Below are 15,811 nucleotides of genomic sequence, written 5' to 3' on the forward strand. Positions count from 1 at the left end.
GTCACGGCATCACATTCTGTTAAACGTAAGTTTAGCCGATATACACAAACTCAACCTGACTTTATCGTTATCGATAGCACAGTGAACAAGACGCCATAACGTTACCGCTATGGCGTCTGATTGTGCTTTGTAGTTATTACAATTTCGCGCTCACCCAGCTTTCAACGCTGGCTAATGCTGCAGGAAGTGCCGCCGCATCCGTACCACCGGCTTGCGCCATGTCCGGACGACCGCCACCCTTACCGCCCACCTGCTGGGCGACCATACCAATCAGTTCCCCTGCTTTAACGCGGTCGGTCACATCCTTAGAGACGCCCGCAATCAGAGAAACCTTACCTTCTGCCACCGTCGCCAGCACGATAACCGTTGAACCAAGCTGGTTCTTCAGATCGTCGACCATAGTACGCAGCATCTTAGGCTCCACGCCCGCCAGATCGCTGACCAGCAGTTTGACGCCCTTAATGTCTACCGCTTTGCTGGAGAGGTTTGCACTCTCCTGCGCCGCAGCCTGTTCTTTCAGCTGCTGAAGTTCTTTTTCCAGCTGACGGGTACGATCCAGCGCAACGCGCACTTTCTCGCTCAGGTTCTGGCTATCGCCTTTCAGCAGCTGCGCGATGTCGTGCAGCTGATCGCTCTGCGCATGCAGGCTGGCGATTGCGCCTTCACCGGTTACCGCTTCAATACGACGCACACCTGCCGCCGTACCGGATTCGGAAACAATGCGGAACAGGCCGATGTCACCGGTGCGCGAGGCGTGAGTACCGCCGCACAGCTCGGTAGAGAAGTCACCCATGCTCAGCACGCGAACGCGCTCGTCATATTTCTCGCCAAACAGCGCCATCGCACCTTTTTTCTTCGCGTCCTCAAGATCCATGATGTGGGTCTCGATTGGCAGGTTACGACGGATCTGCGCGTTCACCAGGTCTTCCACCGCGCGGATTTCAGACGGTTTCATCGCTTCAAAATGCGAGAAGTCGAAACGCAGCACCTTGTCGTTAACCAGAGAACCTTTCTGTGCAACGTGGGTGCCCAGCACGTCGCGCAGAGCAGCGTGCATCAGGTGGGTTGCAGAGTGGTTCAGGCGAATACGCGCGCGGCGTGCTTCATCAACGTTAGCCTGTACGCCCTCGCCCACTTTCAGAGAACCGGAAACCAGTTTGCCCTGGTGACCAATCGCCTGACCGTATTTCTGGGTGTCGCTTACGCTGAAGCTAAAGCCGTTGCCTTTCAGTTCGCCTTTATCGCCAACCTGGCCACCGGATTCCGCATAGAACGGGGTTTTGTCCAGAATGACGACGGCTTCCTGGCCCGCGCTGATGCTGTCTACGGCTTTACCGTCAACAAACAGGGCGGTCACTTTGCCGGTCAGTTCCAGCGCTTCATAACCTTTAAATTCCGACGCGCTATCAACGCGGATCATCGCGTTGTAGTCTGCACCGAAACCGCTGGATTCACGCGCACGGCGACGCTGCTCTTCCATCGCGGCTTCAAAGCCTGCTTCATCAACCTTGATGTTGCGCTCGCGGCAAACGTCCGCCGTCAGGTCAACCGGGAAGCCGTAGGTATCGTACAGGCGGAAAGCGGTTTCGCCGTCCAGCGTGTCGCCCTTAAGCTTCGCCAGCTCTTCGTCCAGCAGCGCCAGGCCGCGCTCCAGCGTACGGGCAAACTGCTCTTCTTCGGTTTTCAGAACCTGCTCAACCTGCGCCTGCTGGCGTTTCAGCTCGTCACCGGCTGAACCCATCACGCCAATCAGCGGCCCAACGAGTTTGTAGAAGAAGGTGTCCTTCGCGCCCAGCATGTTGCCGTGACGGATCGCACGACGAATGATGCGACGCAGCACGTAGCCACGGTTTTCATTCGACGGAATAACGCCGTCAGCAATCAGGAACGCACAGGAACGAATATGGTCTGCGATAACGCGCAGCGATTTGTTGTTCAGATCGGTCGCGCCGGTCACTTCTGCAACGGCTTTGATCAGGGTGCTGAACAGGTCAATCTCGTAGTTGGAGTTAACGTGCTGCAGAACCGCGGCGATACGCTCCAGGCCCATACCGGTATCAACGGACGGCTTCGGCAGCGGCTCCATGGTGCCGTCAGCCTGACGGTTGAACTGCATGAAGACGATGTTCCAGATCTCAATATAGCGATCGCCGTCTTCTTCCGGGCTACCTGGAGGGCCGCCCCAGATGTGGTCGCCATGATCGTAGAAGATCTCGGTGCACGGACCGCAAGGACCGGTATCACCCATCTGCCAGAAGTTATCAGACGCATATGGCGCGCCTTTGTTATCACCGATGCGAATAATACGCTCGCGCGGGATACCGACCTCTTTTTCCCAGATTTCGAACGCTTCGTCATCGGTTTCATAGACGGTAACCCACAGACGCTCTTTCGGCAGGTTGAACCAGTTTTCACCGGTTAACAGTTCCCACGCATATTGAATGGCATCGTGTTTGAAGTAGTCGCCGAAGCTGAAGTTACCCAGCATTTCGAAGAAGGTGTGGTGACGCGCGGTGTAACCGACGTTTTCCAGGTCGTTGTGTTTACCGCCCGCACGCACGCAACGCTGTGAGGTTGTAGCGCGGGAATAATTACGCTTGTCGAGACCAAGGAACACATCCTTGAACTGGTTCATCCCGGCGTTGGTAAACAGCAGAGTCGGATCGTTGTTCGGTACCAGGGAGCTGCTGGCAACAACCTGGTGTCCCTTACTATGGAAAAAATCGAGAAACGCCTGACGGATCTCAGCGGTGCTCTTGCTCATAATTATCCTGAAATCAAGCTAACGAAATGTCGTAGCCAGCCTGTATCGGTAAACCGTTGGACAGACCAGCTACTGGAAAAAGTGGGAATAAGATAAGTTTTCTTTAGTGGGAAGTAAAATCCCGCATGCGTTCAATCGGCAAAATTACGCCAGATATCCTGAATATCTTCCATCAGAAAGCCGCGGTAGAGCAAAAAGCGCTGGATTTTGACTTTTTCTGAAAATTCACGCGGCAGCGGTTCGCCGTATTTACGAATAGCCTGCTCTTTTGCCAGCTCGCACCAGTCGGTGTCGCTTTCGCGCATCGCTTTTTCGATGGACTCCCTGGCTACCCCTTTCTGGTTCAGCTCCTGCCGGATGCGCGCGGGCCCATACCCTTTACGGCCGCGGCTGGCGAGAAAGCGCGAGGCAAAGCGGTCATCGTCCAGGTAATGATGCTCATAGCACCAGGCCACCACGCGGTCGTAGTCTTCCGCAGTGGCATCAATCTCTTCCGGCCCGTTTTTGCTCATGACGGGCGCTGACAGCTTCCGCCGCAGCTCCTGCTCACTGTGGTCGCGCACGGCGAGAATGCGTACCGCACGGTCCAGCAAGCGCGCGTAGGCGGGTCGGCGTGATGTCGGTTCACTCATAAAAAACCTGCAGATTCAGAAATGCAAAAAGGGCCGCGTCAGCAGCCCTTCATCTTTATACGAGAGACTTAAAAGTCTTCGTTGGTTTCTTCAGCATCCGCAGCATCCACCACGAAATCAGGTTTGGAGTCCTGGTTGTTCAACAGAAGCTCACGCACCTTCTTCTCAATCTCTTTCGCCGCAGCCGGGTTCTCTTTCAGCCAGGAGATAGCATTCGCTTTACCCTGACCAATCTTGTCACCGTTGTAGCTGTACCAGGCGCCCGCTTTTTCAATCAGCTTCTCTTTCACGCCCAGGTCAACCAGCTCGCCGAGGAAGTTGATACCTTCGCCGTAGAGGATCTGGAACTCAGCCTGTTTGAACGGTGCGGCGATTTTGTTCTTCACAACCTTCACGCGGGTTTCGCTACCCACCACGTTCTCGCCCTCTTTCACCGCGCCGATACGGCGGATATCCAGACGGACAGAGGCGTAGAATTTCAGCGCGTTACCACCGGTGGTGGTTTCCGGGTTACCGAACATCACACCAATTTTCATACGGATCTGGTTGATGAAGATCAGCAGCGTATTGGACTGCTTCAGGTTACCGGCCAGCTTACGCATCGCCTGGCTCATCATACGTGCCGCGAGGCCCATGTGAGAGTCACCGATTTCACCTTCGATTTCCGCTTTTGGCGTCAGCGCCGCAACGGAGTCGACGATGATCACATCAACCGCACCAGAGCGCGCCAGCGCGTCACAAATTTCCAGCGCCTGCTCGCCGGTATCCGGCTGGGAACACAGCAGGTTGTCGATATCAACGCCCAGCTTACGGGCATAGACCGGGTCCAGCGCGTGCTCGGCATCGATAAACGCACAGGTTTTACCTTCACGCTGCGCCGCTGCAACAACCTGCAGGGTCAGAGTCGTTTTACCTGAGGATTCCGGACCGTAGATTTCTACGATACGCCCCATCGGCAAACCGCCCGCGCCCAGTGCGATATCCAGAGAAAGCGAACCGGTGGAGATAGTTTCCACATCCATGGAACGGTCTTCACCCAGGCGCATGATGGAGCCTTTACCGAATTGCTTTTCGATCTGGCCCAGTGCTGCCGCCAACGCTTTCTGTTTGTTTTCGTCGATAGCCATTATTACTCCTGTCATGCCGGGAGAAGCAACTGCGCTTCACCATGGACTTCTGTTCTGTTGGTGCAATTATACTGTATAGTCATACAGTATCAAGTGTTTTGTAGAAATTGTTGCCAGAGCGTTTTTAACGCATACACGGTTGCCTGACGACGCACGCTTTCACGATCGCCGCTGAAGCACTCCCGGCGGGTGATCCCTTCCCCTTTGGACGTGGCAAACCCGAACCAGACGGTGCCGACAGGCTTCACGTCGCTGCCGCCGTCGGGCCCCGCGATACCGCTGATGGAAACGGCGTAATCTGCCCGCGCCTCTTTCAGCGCGCCAATGGCCATTTCAATGACAACCGGTTCACTGACCGCGCCATGCTGTTCCAGCGTGGCTTCGCGCACGCCAATCATCTGCGCCTTAGCTTCGTTACTGTAGGTCACAAAGCCGCGTTCAAACCAGGCGGAACTGCCGGCGATATCGGTAATCGCTTTCGCCACCCAGCCGCCGGTGCAGGATTCTGCGGTGGTAATTGTCGCGCCACGCTGCTTCAGTGCAAGGCCAACGATCTCGCTAAGCTGCATCAATTCATGGTCAGTCATTCTTGCTCCAGGCTTGAGAAAAACGTGCAGCACAAGATAGCACTTTCTCGTCAGATATGGGGATGCGCTTCAGGTTTTACGAGGGGGCTTCAGAAAAAAGCCGGTGCGGGCGCACCGGCTACAGAAATGTTATTTCATGCTGTTCGCAATCGTATCGACATTATGACGAAACGCCTTAACGTAGGAGTCTGCCACCCCACCCTTGGCCGACAGCGCTTCCGGGTAAAGTTCGCCGCCCGGCTGTGCGCCCGTCGCCGACGCAATCTGCTTCACCAGACGCGGATCGAGCTGGTTTTCCATAAACCACGTTTTCACGCCGTCGGCTTTAATCTGATTGATAATCTCCGCAACCTGCGCCGCGCTGGCCTCGCTCTCGGAAGAGAGTCCTTGAGGTGCCATGAAGGTTACGCCGTAAGCGCGGCCAAAATAGCCGAACGCGTCATGGCTGGTCAGCACTTTACGCTTTTCCTGCGGGATCTGGCTAAAGCGTGTTTTAGCCCAGCCGTCCAGCTGAGTCAGTTGCGCAATGTACGGCTTCCCTGAAGCCTCCAGCGCCGCTTTGCCTTCCGGATCGGCTTTCACCAGCCCGTTCAGAATATTTTGTGCATACAGCGCACCGTTCGCCGCGCTGTTCCAGGCGTGCGGATCGGTCACGGTCTTTCCATCTTCCTCAAGCGTGTGGGTTTTCACTCCGGTTGAGGCGACGACCAGCTGCCCTTTGAACCCGGAGGCTTTAACCAGACGGTCGAGCCAGCCTTCCAGCCCCAGGCCGTTGACCACTACTACGTCAGCCTTGCTCAGCGCCGCGCTGTCTTTTGGTGACGGTTCAAAGGTATGCGGATCGCCGTCCGGCCCGACCAGCGTCGTCACGTTCACGCGATCTCCCCCCACCTCCTGCGTGATATCCCCCAGTATCGAAAAGCTGGTGACCACATTCAGCGTTTTCGCCATTACGCTATGCGACATCATCCCCAGCGCAAGCGCCATGATTAATCCTGTACGTTTCATCGTTTCCCCTTACGTTAAAAAAGCGCCCGCAGACTGCCAGCAAGCCTGCTTTGCGTGCCAAATAAAATGGAAATAAAGAACAGCGCGCTGGCAGTCAGCACAATGGACGGCCCCGCGGGCAAACTTGCCGCCCAGGAGAGGCTCAGCCCCAGCCACGCGCAGAAAATACCGCTGATACCGGCCATCAGGAGTAATCCGGGTAAGGTGCGTACCCAACAGCGCGCCGCCACCGCCGGGAGCATCATCAGCCCGACGGCCATCAGCGTGCCAAGCACCTGAAAACCGGCCACCAGGTTAAGCACCAGCAGCGCCAGAAACAGGCCGTGCAACAGCCCGGGCAGCCAGCGGGTATTCACCTGCAGCCAGGCGGTATCAAACGCCTCCGTCACCAGCCCGCGGTAAAAAAGGGCCAGCGTGATAAGGGTGAAGATGCACACGCCGGTCACAAACAGCGCGGCGTCATTGTCCACGGCGAGGATGGAGCCAAACAGCAGATGCAGCAGATCGACATTCGAGCCGCGCAGCGAAACGAGCGTGACGCCCAGCGCCAGTGAACCCAGGTAAAATCCGGCAAAGCTGGCATCTTCTTTCAGCGGCGTGCGGCGGCTGACCAGCCCGGCCACCAGCGCAACGGCAATTCCGGCGATAAACCCGCCGACGGTCATCGCCATTAGTGACATCCCGCTGAGCAAATACCCCACGGCGACGCCGGGCAAAATGGCGTGAGAAAGCGCATCGCCCATCAGGCTCATCCGACGCAGTTGAAGAAACACGCCGAGCGCGGTGGTACTGATAGAAAGCGCCAGGCAAACCACCAGCGCGCGACGCATAAAGCCGTACTCAATAAACGGCTGGAAGAATGTGTGCCAGATCATGCCACCCTCACCCGCTCGGTTTTCCACTGGGGAATATCAGCATCCAGCCGCAGCGTCTGCGGGAAGTGGCGCGCCACGCGCTCGCTGTCGTGCAGCACCGCGAGCAGGGTTTGCCCCTGCATATACATCTCCAGCATCAGATCCATCAGCACGTTGCAGGTTGCTTCATCGACCCCGGTAAAAGGCTCGTCCAGCATTACCAGCGGCGCCTGCTGCACTAATACGCGGGCAAACAGCATGCGCTGAAACTGGCCGCCGGAGAGTTCATCGATAGTGGATAACGCCATTGACTCCAGCCCCACGCGCTCAAGTGCGCCACTAATACGCAGGCGCGCTTCACGACGAAAACCGGCAAAAAGCGAAATTCCGGGCCAGCAGCCCATGCTTACTACGTCCTGCACGGTCAGCGGAAACTGCGCCTCCAGCGCGTGACGCTGTGCCAGCCAGCCGATTACCGGTCGTCTACCCTGCCAGCGAAATCTGCCGCTGACGGGCGGAATAAATCCGGCGAGCGTTTTCAGCAGCGTGGATTTCCCGCAGCCGTTAGCGCCGATAATGGCGGTCATGCTGCCGCGTTCAATCACACCCGAAAGCGGACGCGTGACGGGCTGGCGGTCATAGCCCGCAACCAGTTCGTTCATCACAATCATGGCAGCGCCACCGCCCAGCGCACGGCCAGGCCGAGCAACACAATAAGTCCCAGCGCCAGCAAAAGCCGAACCGGCGCAGAAAGAGAAAAAAGGGAGGTTGACATCTCGACACCCAATTAAATGTTATAACATAACAATAATGAAAGACGGCAGAGATGTAAACGGCGGGTTTGAAACGGGAGTGTGGCGAAATGTTTCTGCAGGAAATAGGGGCACGCGGGTGCCCTCACCACAGCCCTCTCCCTCAAGGGAGAGAGGGAATAAAGCGACTTACTGACTAAACGGTGACGCCGCAGGAACGCGCGCCTGAGACACCGCCAGCCCCAGCTGCCACACCGCCATTGCATAGTGGGTGCTGTGGTTATAGCGGGTGATGGTGTAGAAGTTCGGCATACCGTACCAGTACTGGTACCCGGTTCCCACATCCAGACGCAGCAGGCTCACCTGGTCAACGTTGCCCAGCGGCTGGGTTGGCGTTAAGCCTGCCGCCGTTAGCTGCGCTACGCTGTATTTTGTTTTAAAGCCATTTTCCAGACCAAACGCCTCGCCGTTCGCCTGCACGGCCACCTGGCCGCCCGGCGTCCAGCCGTGCGCTTTGAAGTAGTTCGCCACGCTGCCGATGGCATCCACCGGATCCCACAGGTTAATGTGGCCGTCTCCGTTAAAGTCGACGGCATACTGCTTATAGGAGGACGGCATAAACTGGCCGTAGCCCATCGCGCCGGCAAACGACCCTTTCAAATCGAGCGGATCGTCCTGCTCGTTGCGCGCCATCAGCAGGAAGGTTTCCAGCTCGGAAGAGAAGTATTCGGCGCGGCGCGGGTAGTTAAAGGAGAGCGTCGCCAGCGCGTCAAGGATGCGGGTTTTGCCCATCACGCGGCCCCAGCGGGTCTCCACGCCGATAATCCCGACGATGATTTCCGGCGGCACGCCGTAGACCTGCCACGCGCGGTTGAGCGCATCTTCATACTGGTTCCAGAATGCCACGCCGTTTTGCACGTTGTCCGGGGTAATAAACTGTTTGCGGTAGCGCAGCCATGCGCCATTTGGCCCGCTCGGCACCTGGGCGGACGGTGCCTGCCTGTCCATCAGGCGCAGCACGTAGTCCAGACGCTTGGCCTGAGACAAAATTTCATGCAACTGCTGGCGGTCGAAACCGTGTTTGCTCACCATTTTATCGATGAACTGCTCGGCCGCCGGGTTATTCGCGAAGTCGCCTCCCATCTGCATCATATTGTGCTGCGGCTCCAGCAGGAATCCCCCGGAAGGCGCGCCCGCCGTTTGCTGAACGGCTTCGGTCTTAGGTTTGCTGCTACAGGCAGACAGCAGGATAAGCGCAGGCAACAGCGCTGCATAACGACGCTTGAACATGAGACATCCATTTAACGGGTTCGATAAGAACCCAGTATGGTAAAGCATCCGCAACACCTCAAGGAAGCGGTACGCACCTCTCCCACGCAAATCCGCGCTTTTTTCCACCGAAAATCATTCACCCCATCAATTAACTTTCAAAATAATCCATTTTTCTTTCATTGTGAGATCTAATTAACACTTTAAAATCTTTCAAAGTGATTATTATTAGCCACAGTAATACAAAACAAAAAAGCCCCACAGGAGAGAAGAATGATAGAGACCATCACCCACGGCGCCGAGTGGTTCATCGGGCTGTTTCAGAAAGGCGGAGAAGTGTTCACCGGCATGGTGACCGGGATCCTGCCTCTGCTGATCAGCCTGCTGGTGATCATGAACGCGCTGATCAACTTTATCGGCCAGCAGCGCATTGAACGCTTTGCCCAGCGCTGCGCCGGTAATCCGCTGTCCCGTTACCTGGTATTGCCATTCATCGGTACCTTTGTTTTCTGCAACCCAATGACCTTGAGCCTCGGCCGCTTTATGCCAGAGAAGTACAAGCCGAGCTACTACGCCGCAGCCTCCTACAGCTGCCACTCGATGAACGGCCTGTTCCCGCACATTAACCCCGGCGAGCTGTTTGTCTATCTCGGGATCGCCAGCGGTCTCACCACCCTTGGCCTTCCGCTTGGACCGCTGGCGGTGAGCTACCTGCTGGTCGGCCTGGTCACCAACTTCTTCCGCGGCTGGGTGACCGACCTCACCACCGCCATTTTCGAGAAAAAAATGGGCATCCAGCTTGAACAGAAGGTCCATCTTTCAGGAGCCACAGCATGAACCGGATCCGCATTGAGAAAGGTACGGGCGGCTGGGGCGGCCCGCTGGAGTTCGACGCTACCGAAGGCAAAAAGATCGTCTACATCACCGCAGGGACGCGCCCGGCAATCGTCGACAGGCTGCGCGAGCTGACCGGCTGGGAAGCGGTCGACGGCTTCAAGGAAGGCGAACCGCCGGAAGCGGACATCGGCGTGGCGGTGATTGACTGCGGCGGCACGCTGCGCTGCGGTATCTATCCGAAGCGCCGCATTCCGACGGTGAATATTCACTCCACCGGAAAATCCGGCCCGCTGGCACAGTACATCCTTGAGGACATTTATGTCTCAGGCGTAAAGGAGGACAACATCACTGTGGTGAATGGCAGTCCTGCGCCGCAAAAAGCGGCCCCGCGGGAGTACGACACCAGCAAGAAAATCACCGAGCAGAGCGACGGCCTGCTGGCAAAGGTCGGGATGGGGATGGGCTCCGCCGTGGCGGTGCTGTTCCAGTCCGGGCGCGACACCATCGACACGGTACTGAAAACGATTCTGCCGTTTATGGCGTTCGTCTCGGCGCTGATCGGCATCATCATGGCGTCCGGCCTGGGCGACTGGATTGCCCACGGCCTCGCCCCGCTCGCCAGCCACCCGCTTGGGCTGGTGACGCTGGCACTGATCTGCTCCTTCCCGCTGCTGTCGCCGTTCCTCGGCCCGGGCGCGGTGATTGCCCAGGTCATCGGCGTGCTGATTGGCGTACAGATTGGTCTGGGGAACATCCCTCCGCACCTCGCCCTGCCCGCTCTGTTTGCCATTAACGCCCAGGCGGCGTGCGACTTTATCCCCGTTGGGCTGTCGCTGGCCGAAGCGCGCCAGGACACCGTGCGCGTGGGTGTGCCGTCCGTGCTGGTCAGCCGCTTCCTGACGGGCGCGCCGACGGTGCTGATTGCCTGGTTTGTCTCCGGCTTTATTTATCAATAAGAGGTTCCTGCGATGACCGTCATTTACCAGACCACCATTACCCGCATCGGCCAGAGCGCAGCGGACGCGCTGAGCGACCAGATGCTAATCACCTTCCGCGAAGGCGCGCCTGCGGATATCGAAGAGTTTTGCTTTATCCACTGCCACGGCGAGCTGAAGGGCGAGCTGAAGGCAGGAAGCCAGCTGGAGCTGGGCGAGGCGCGCTATGCCGTGACCGCCGTCGGCGACGTGGCCGAGCAAAACCTGCGCGAGCTGGGCCACATCACCCTGCGTTTCGACGGCCAGCCGCAGGCCGAGTATCCCGGCACGGTGCACGTAGCGGGCCCGGTTCCGCAGGCTGTCACCCCAGGCTGCACGTTAAAATTTGTTGCGTAATTAAGGAGAATCACATGAGTCAGGTTGCCGTTGTCATTGGTGGAGGACAAACCTTAGGCGAGTTCCTCTGCCGTGGGCTTGCCGCAGAGGGTTACCGCGTGGCGGTAGTGGACATTCAGAGTGAAAAAGCCGCCCGCGTGGCGGACGCCATCAACACCGAATTTGGCGAAGGGGTGGCATACGGCTTTGGTGCCGACGCCACCAGCGAGCAGAGCGTGATGGCGCTGGCCCGCGGCGTGGACGAGATTTTTGGGCGCACCGACCTGCTGGTCTACAGCGCGGGGATTGCGAAAGCGGCCTTTATCAGCGATTTCGAACTGGGGGATTTTGACCGTTCGCTGCAGGTGAATCTGGTGGGCTATTTCCTCTGCGCCCGCGAGTTTTCCCGTCTGATGATCCGCGACGGCATTCAGGGGCGCATCATTCAGATCAACTCCAAATCCGGGAAAGTGGGCAGCAAGCACAACTCCGGCTACAGCGCGGCGAAGTTTGGCGGCGTGGGGCTGACGCAGTCTCTGGCGCTGGATTTGGCCGAGTATGGCATTACCGTTCACTCGCTGATGCTGGGGAACCTGCTGAAATCGCCGATGTTCCAGTCCCTGCTGCCGCAGTATGCCACCAAGCTCGGCATCAAAGCTGAGGAAGTGGAGCAGTACTACATCGATAAAGTGCCGCTGAAGCGCGGGTGCGATTATCAGGACGTGCTGAATATGCTGCTGTTTTACGCCAGCCCGAAAGCCTCGTACTGCACCGGGCAGTCGATTAACGTGACCGGTGGGCAGGTGATGTTCTGAGTTCATTCCCCGGTGGCGCTGCGCTTACCGGGGCTACAATCCCCGTAGGCCGGGTAAGGCGCAGCCGCCACCCGGCAATTAAGGAGCCGATATGGTCACCGCACTCATTACCGTCGCCGCCCTCGCCTGGATCTGCCAGATGGCGTTTGGCGGCTGGCAAATCCATCAATTTAACCGCGCGTTTGACGCCCTGTGCCAGAAAGGCCGCGTCGGCGTCGGGCGTTCCGGTGGACGTTTCAAGCCGCGGGTCGTCGTCGCTGTTGCGCTGGATGAAAACAATAAGGTGTGCGATTCCCTGATCATGCGCGGCATGACGGTCTTTGCCCGACCGGCCAAAATCCAGGCAATCAACGGCATTTTGCTGCAGGAATTACGGCCTGATGTGATCTTTCCCCATGATCCACTCTGTCAGAATGCACTATCATTAGCGCTTAATCTGAAACATGGATAATTTCGTTGTGAAAGCTATAGACTTGCGAAATTATCATTTCGCAACCTAAGGAACGAAGCGCCTATGAAACCTCGTCAGCGGCAGGCGGCCATTCTTGAGCATCTGCAAAAGCAGGGAAAATGCTCGGTAGAGGACCTCGCCCACTACTTTGACACCACCGGCACGACGATACGCAAGGACCTGGTATTGCTCGAAAACTCTGGCGCCGTCATTCGAACCTACGGCGGCGTGGTGCTTAATAAAGACGAAGCCGACCCGCCTATCGATCACAAAACGCTGATCAATACCCACCAGAAAGCGCTGATTGCCGAAGCCGCCGTAAAATTTATCCACGATGGCGATTCCATCATCCTCGACGCCGGCAGCACCGTCCTGCAGATGATCCCCCTGCTCAGCCGCTTTAACAACATCACGGTGATGACCAACAGCCTGCACATCGTTAACGCCCTGTCGGAGTTCGACAGCGAGCAGACCATCCTGATGCCCGGCGGTACCTTCCGCAAAAAATCGGCATCGTTTCACGGTCAGCTGGCAGAGAACGCCTTCGACCACTTCAGCTTCGATAAACTGTTTATGGGCACCGACGGCATCGACCTGAACGCGGGCGTCACGACGTTTAACGAGGTCTTCAGCGTCAGCAAAGCGATGTGCAACGCCGCGCGGGAAGTGATTTTGATGGCAGACTCGTCGAAGTTTGGCCGCAAAAGCCCCAACATTGTCTGTAGCCTTGAAAGCGTTGATAAGCTGATTACCGACGCGGGTATCGATCCGGCGTTCAAAAAAGCGCTGGAAGAAAAAGGCATCGACGTGATCGTAACCGGAGAGAGAGATGAGTGATTTTCTGTTAGAAACGGGCCGCCAGACGCTAATGCTGGAGCTGCAGGAAGCCAGCCGCCTGCCGGAACGTCTGGGCGAGGATTTCGTCCGCGCCGCCAACACCATTATCCACTGCGAAGGCAAAGTGATCGTGGCGGGCATCGGTAAATCCGGCCATATCGGCAAAAAGATTGCCGCGACGCTCGCCAGCACCGGCACCCCGGCGTTCTTCGTGCATCCGGCAGAGGCGCTGCACGGCGATCTGGGGATGATTGAGAGCCGCGACGTGATGCTGTTTATCTCCTACTCCGGCTCGGCCAAGGAGCTGGATCTCATCATCCCTCGCCTGCAGGAAAAATCGGTCGCCCTGCTGGCGATGACCGGGAAACCCCGCTCGCCGCTGGCGCTGGCCGCCAAGGCGACGCTGGACATTTCCGTTGAGCGTGAAGCCTGTCCGATGCACCTTGCCCCGACCTCCAGCACCGTTAACACCCTGATGATGGGCGACGCGCTGGCGATGGCGGTGATGCAGGCGCGCGGCTTTAACGAAGAAGATTTTGCCCGCTCGCATCCGGCAGGCGCGCTCGGCGCTCGCCTGCTCAATAAAGTTCACCACCTGATGCGCACCGACGATGCCATTCCGCAGGTCAAACTCGATACCAGCGTGATGGACGCGATGCTGGAACTCAGCCGCACCGGGTTGGGGCTGGTGGCGGTGTGCGATGACAGCGGCAACGTGAAGGGCGTGTTCACCGACGGCGACCTGCGCCGCTGGCTGGTGGGCGGCGGCAGGCTGGAAACGAACGTGTCGGACGCCATGACCAAAGGCGGGCTAACGCTGAACGCCGACAGCCGCGCCATTGAAGCCAAAGAGGTGCTGATGAAGCGCAAAATCACCGCCGCACCGGTGGTGGACGAGCACGGCAGGCTGTGCGGCGCCATCAACCTGCAGGACTTCTACCAGGCCGGGATAATCTAACCCTTCAGCCCGAGACGCTTCGCCAGCCGGTGCAGGTTGGCGACGTCCATCTCCAGCGCACGGGCGCACGCCGCCCAGCTGCGGTTGTTCTGCTCCAGCGCGCGGGTAATCATCTGACGCTGAAATGCTTCCGTCGCCTCGCGCAGGTTCTCGTTCACGCTCTCAGGCGTTGCAGGCTTCACGGACGGCGTATTTTCATCCTGCAGCGCAAAATGGCGCGCATGAATAACCACTTCATCCCCCGAGCGCGTCGCCCGCGCCAGCACTACCGCGCGGTGAATCGCATGCTCCAGCTCGCGCACGTTGCCCGGCCAGCCGTAGCTCAGCAGATGCGATCTCGCCCCCGGACTCAGCACCACGCGGGAAAGCCCCATCCTGAGGCGGCACTGCTCGCAGAAAAAGCCCGCCAGCAGCACCACGTCGTCCCCGCGCTCGCGCAGCGGCGGCACGGACAGCGGGAACACGCTCAGGCGGTGGAACAGGTCGGCGCGGAAATTACCCGCCAGCACCGCTTCACGCAGATCCCGGTTAGTCGCTGCCAACACGCGCACGTCCACTCTGTGACTGCGGTCATCCCCCACGCGCTGGATGTCGCCGTACTGCAATACGCGCAGCAGCTTGGCCTGCAGCGACAGGGAGAGCTCGCCGATTTCATCCAGAAACAGCGTGCCGTTATCGGCCATTTCGAACTTGCCGCTGCGGTTGCTGATCGCCCCGGTAAACGCCCCTTTGACGTGACCAAACAGCTCGCTCTCCGCCACGCTTTCCGGCAGCGCGGCGCAGTTGAGGTACACCAGCGGGTTGGCCGCCCGCGGCGAGGCTTCGTGAATGGCTTTCGCCACCAGCTCCTTACCGGTGCCGGTCTCCCCGAAGATCAGCACGTTCAGATCGGACGCGGCGACAATCTCAATCTCTTTTTTGAGCTGCGCCATGCCGGGCGAAAGACCGATCATCTCCGTGTGCGTGACCTGCTCAAACGCCGCCGGGCTGCCGGGAAGAATATTCTGGCTCTCCAGCTGCTCTATCAACAGCGCATTATTCAGCGCCCCGGCGGCCAGCGCCGCAATCAGGCGCAGCGCTTCGTCGCTGAAGGTGTCGAACTGGTCCGGCGACATGCCGTCGAGCGTCAGCGCGCCAATCAGGTTTTGCCCGGCAAACAGCGGCAGGCCGATACAGGCGTGCACCTTCAGGCTCTCCTGTCCGGGGATCAGGCCGTCGTACGGGTCGGGCAGATCGCTGTCCGCCGGGAAACGCACCACGTCACCCGCGCGGGCGATGGTCTCCAGCCGCGGATGGCCTTCAAGGGTAAAGCGCCGTCCGAGCACGTCCTGCGCCAGCCCGTCGATAGCCAGCGGAATAAACTGTCTTCCCTCGTAGCGCAGCAGCGCCGAGGCGTCACACGCCAGCACCTGGCGCAGCGTGGAGATCAGCCGTTGAAAACGGTCCTGATGGCCGATACCGGTTTGCAGTTCAATGGCAATCTTCGCCAGCACATCTACAGAAAAGCTCATGTCAGCCTCACAGTCATTTTGACAATACATAGTGTCATATTGACAGCTTTCTTGATAGTCATAATGACTATCCTTTACGGACAATACATTTATAAACCC

16 protein-coding genes are annotated in these 15,811 nt (G+C 58.2%); 7 read left to right on the forward strand and 9 right to left on the reverse strand.

The genetic code is table 11. The features are described 5' to 3' along the window. Window positions 1-136 precede the first annotated feature (136 nt). The 8 genes from alaS to mltB form a co-directional block, all read right to left on the reverse strand. Window positions 137-2,764: an alanine--tRNA ligase gene (gene alaS, locus AB8818_RS10410; RefSeq protein WP_116344148.1), complete on the reverse strand. Its 2,628-nt coding sequence runs from the start codon at window positions 2,762-2,764 to the stop codon at window positions 137-139. 131 nt (window positions 2,765-2,895) lie between these two features. Then, window positions 2,896-3,396 carry a recombination regulator RecX gene (gene recX, locus AB8818_RS10415; RefSeq protein WP_028014188.1) on the reverse strand — a complete coding sequence of 167 codons (501 nt, stop codon included), beginning with the start codon at window positions 3,394-3,396 and terminating at the stop codon, window positions 2,896-2,898. Between the two features lie 68 nt (window positions 3,397-3,464). After that, complete coding sequence (gene recA / locus AB8818_RS10420; protein WP_028014189.1) at window positions 3,465-4,523, reverse strand: recombinase RecA; 1,059 nt, start codon at window positions 4,521-4,523, stop codon at window positions 3,465-3,467. Between the two features lie 89 nt (window positions 4,524-4,612). Then, on the reverse strand, window positions 4,613-5,110 hold the full coding sequence (gene pncC / locus AB8818_RS10425) for a nicotinamide-nucleotide amidase (RefSeq protein WP_061097290.1): 498 nt from the start codon (window positions 5,108-5,110) through the stop codon (window positions 4,613-4,615). A 129-nt stretch (window positions 5,111-5,239) separates the two neighbouring features. Further along, window positions 5,240-6,118 carry a metal ABC transporter substrate-binding protein gene (locus AB8818_RS10430; RefSeq protein ID WP_166712183.1) on the reverse strand — a complete coding sequence of 293 codons (879 nt, stop codon included), beginning with the start codon at window positions 6,116-6,118 and terminating at the stop codon, window positions 5,240-5,242. A gap of 14 nt (window positions 6,119-6,132) precedes the next feature. Continuing rightward, window positions 6,133-6,993: a metal ABC transporter permease gene (locus AB8818_RS10435; protein ID WP_166712185.1), complete on the reverse strand. Its 861-nt coding sequence runs from the start codon at window positions 6,991-6,993 to the stop codon at window positions 6,133-6,135. After that, window positions 6,990-7,643, reverse strand: a complete 654-nt coding sequence (locus tag AB8818_RS10440) for a metal ABC transporter ATP-binding protein (RefSeq protein WP_116344152.1) — start codon at window positions 7,641-7,643, stop codon at window positions 6,990-6,992. The genes AB8818_RS10435 and AB8818_RS10440 overlap by 4 nt, the downstream gene beginning before the upstream one ends. A gap of 270 nt (window positions 7,644-7,913) precedes the next feature. Then, window positions 7,914-9,014, reverse strand: coding sequence for a lytic murein transglycosylase B (mltB, locus tag AB8818_RS10445; RefSeq protein ID WP_168733281.1), 1,101 nt, complete (start codon window positions 9,012-9,014; stop codon window positions 7,914-7,916). A 252-nt stretch (window positions 9,015-9,266) separates the two neighbouring features. On the opposite strand from mltB, the gene srlA reads away from it, so the two are divergent. From srlA to gutQ, 7 genes are all read left to right on the forward strand, one after another. Next, window positions 9,267-9,830: a PTS glucitol/sorbitol transporter subunit IIC gene (srlA, locus tag AB8818_RS10450; protein ID WP_023333189.1), complete on the forward strand. Its 564-nt coding sequence runs from the start codon at window positions 9,267-9,269 to the stop codon at window positions 9,828-9,830. After that, on the forward strand, window positions 9,827-10,786 hold the full coding sequence (locus tag AB8818_RS10455; protein WP_192984377.1) for a PTS glucitol/sorbitol transporter subunit IIB: 960 nt from the start codon (window positions 9,827-9,829) through the stop codon (window positions 10,784-10,786). Before srlA ends, AB8818_RS10455 begins: the two co-directional genes overlap by 4 nt. A gap of 12 nt (window positions 10,787-10,798) precedes the next feature. Next, window positions 10,799-11,161, forward strand: a complete 363-nt coding sequence (srlB, locus tag AB8818_RS10460; RefSeq protein WP_023308951.1) for a PTS glucitol/sorbitol transporter subunit IIA — start codon at window positions 10,799-10,801, stop codon at window positions 11,159-11,161. A gap of 14 nt (window positions 11,162-11,175) precedes the next feature. After that, window positions 11,176-11,955: a sorbitol-6-phosphate dehydrogenase gene (srlD, locus tag AB8818_RS10465; protein WP_116343428.1), complete on the forward strand. Its 780-nt coding sequence runs from the start codon at window positions 11,176-11,178 to the stop codon at window positions 11,953-11,955. 91 nt (window positions 11,956-12,046) lie between these two features. Then, window positions 12,047-12,406: a transcriptional regulator GutM gene (gene gutM / locus AB8818_RS10470; RefSeq protein WP_166712195.1), complete on the forward strand. Its 360-nt coding sequence runs from the start codon at window positions 12,047-12,049 to the stop codon at window positions 12,404-12,406. A gap of 63 nt (window positions 12,407-12,469) precedes the next feature. Further along, window positions 12,470-13,243: a DNA-binding transcriptional repressor gene (locus tag AB8818_RS10475; protein WP_032640855.1), complete on the forward strand. Its 774-nt coding sequence runs from the start codon at window positions 12,470-12,472 to the stop codon at window positions 13,241-13,243. Beyond that, window positions 13,236-14,201 (forward strand): arabinose-5-phosphate isomerase GutQ, encoded by a 966-nt coding sequence (gene gutQ / locus AB8818_RS10480; protein ID WP_116343430.1) that lies wholly within the window; start codon window positions 13,236-13,238, stop codon window positions 14,199-14,201. Before AB8818_RS10475 ends, gutQ begins: the two co-directional genes overlap by 8 nt. Here gutQ and norR read toward each other — a convergent pair. Next, on the reverse strand, window positions 14,198-15,712 hold the full coding sequence (norR, locus tag AB8818_RS10485; RefSeq protein WP_192984374.1) for a nitric oxide reductase transcriptional regulator NorR: 1,515 nt from the start codon (window positions 15,710-15,712) through the stop codon (window positions 14,198-14,200). The genes gutQ and norR overlap by 4 nt on opposite strands. Window positions 15,713-15,811 lie beyond the last annotated feature (99 nt).

This window comes from Enterobacter sp. KB-280D8 (assembly GCF_041399405.1).
GTDB classification, from domain to species: Bacteria; Pseudomonadota; Gammaproteobacteria; order Enterobacterales; family Enterobacteriaceae; genus Enterobacter; species Enterobacter cloacae_N.

Coding starts and splice junctions, on each gene's coding strand:
- alaS (WP_116344148.1), bottom strand. CDS start 2,764: ATGAGCAAGAGCACCGCTGAGATCCGTCAGGCGTTTCTCGATTTTTTC.
- srlB (WP_023308951.1), top strand. CDS start 10,799: ATGACCGTCATTTACCAGACCACCATTACCCGCATCGGCCAGAGCGCA.
- AB8818_RS10455 (WP_192984377.1), top strand. CDS start 9,827: ATGAACCGGATCCGCATTGAGAAAGGTACGGGCGGCTGGGGCGGCCCG.
- recA (WP_028014189.1), bottom strand. CDS start 4,523: ATGGCTATCGACGAAAACAAACAGAAAGCGTTGGCGGCAGCACTGGGC.
- AB8818_RS10435 (WP_166712185.1), bottom strand. CDS start 6,993: ATGATCTGGCACACATTCTTCCAGCCGTTTATTGAGTACGGCTTTATG.
- norR (WP_192984374.1), bottom strand. CDS start 15,712: ATGAGCTTTTCTGTAGATGTGCTGGCGAAGATTGCCATTGAACTGCAA.
- pncC (WP_061097290.1), bottom strand. CDS start 5,110: ATGACTGACCATGAATTGATGCAGCTTAGCGAGATCGTTGGCCTTGCA.
- recX (WP_028014188.1), bottom strand. CDS start 3,396: ATGAGTGAACCGACATCACGCCGACCCGCCTACGCGCGCTTGCTGGAC.
- AB8818_RS10475 (WP_032640855.1), top strand. CDS start 12,470: ATGAAACCTCGTCAGCGGCAGGCGGCCATTCTTGAGCATCTGCAAAAG.
- srlD (WP_116343428.1), top strand. CDS start 11,176: ATGAGTCAGGTTGCCGTTGTCATTGGTGGAGGACAAACCTTAGGCGAG.
- AB8818_RS10440 (WP_116344152.1), bottom strand. CDS start 7,643: ATGATTGTGATGAACGAACTGGTTGCGGGCTATGACCGCCAGCCCGTC.
- srlA (WP_023333189.1), top strand. CDS start 9,267: ATGATAGAGACCATCACCCACGGCGCCGAGTGGTTCATCGGGCTGTTT.
- gutQ (WP_116343430.1), top strand. CDS start 13,236: ATGAGTGATTTTCTGTTAGAAACGGGCCGCCAGACGCTAATGCTGGAG.
- mltB (WP_168733281.1), bottom strand. CDS start 9,014: ATGTTCAAGCGTCGTTATGCAGCGCTGTTGCCTGCGCTTATCCTGCTG.
- AB8818_RS10430 (WP_166712183.1), bottom strand. CDS start 6,118: ATGAAACGTACAGGATTAATCATGGCGCTTGCGCTGGGGATGATGTCG.
- gutM (WP_166712195.1), top strand. CDS start 12,047: ATGGTCACCGCACTCATTACCGTCGCCGCCCTCGCCTGGATCTGCCAG.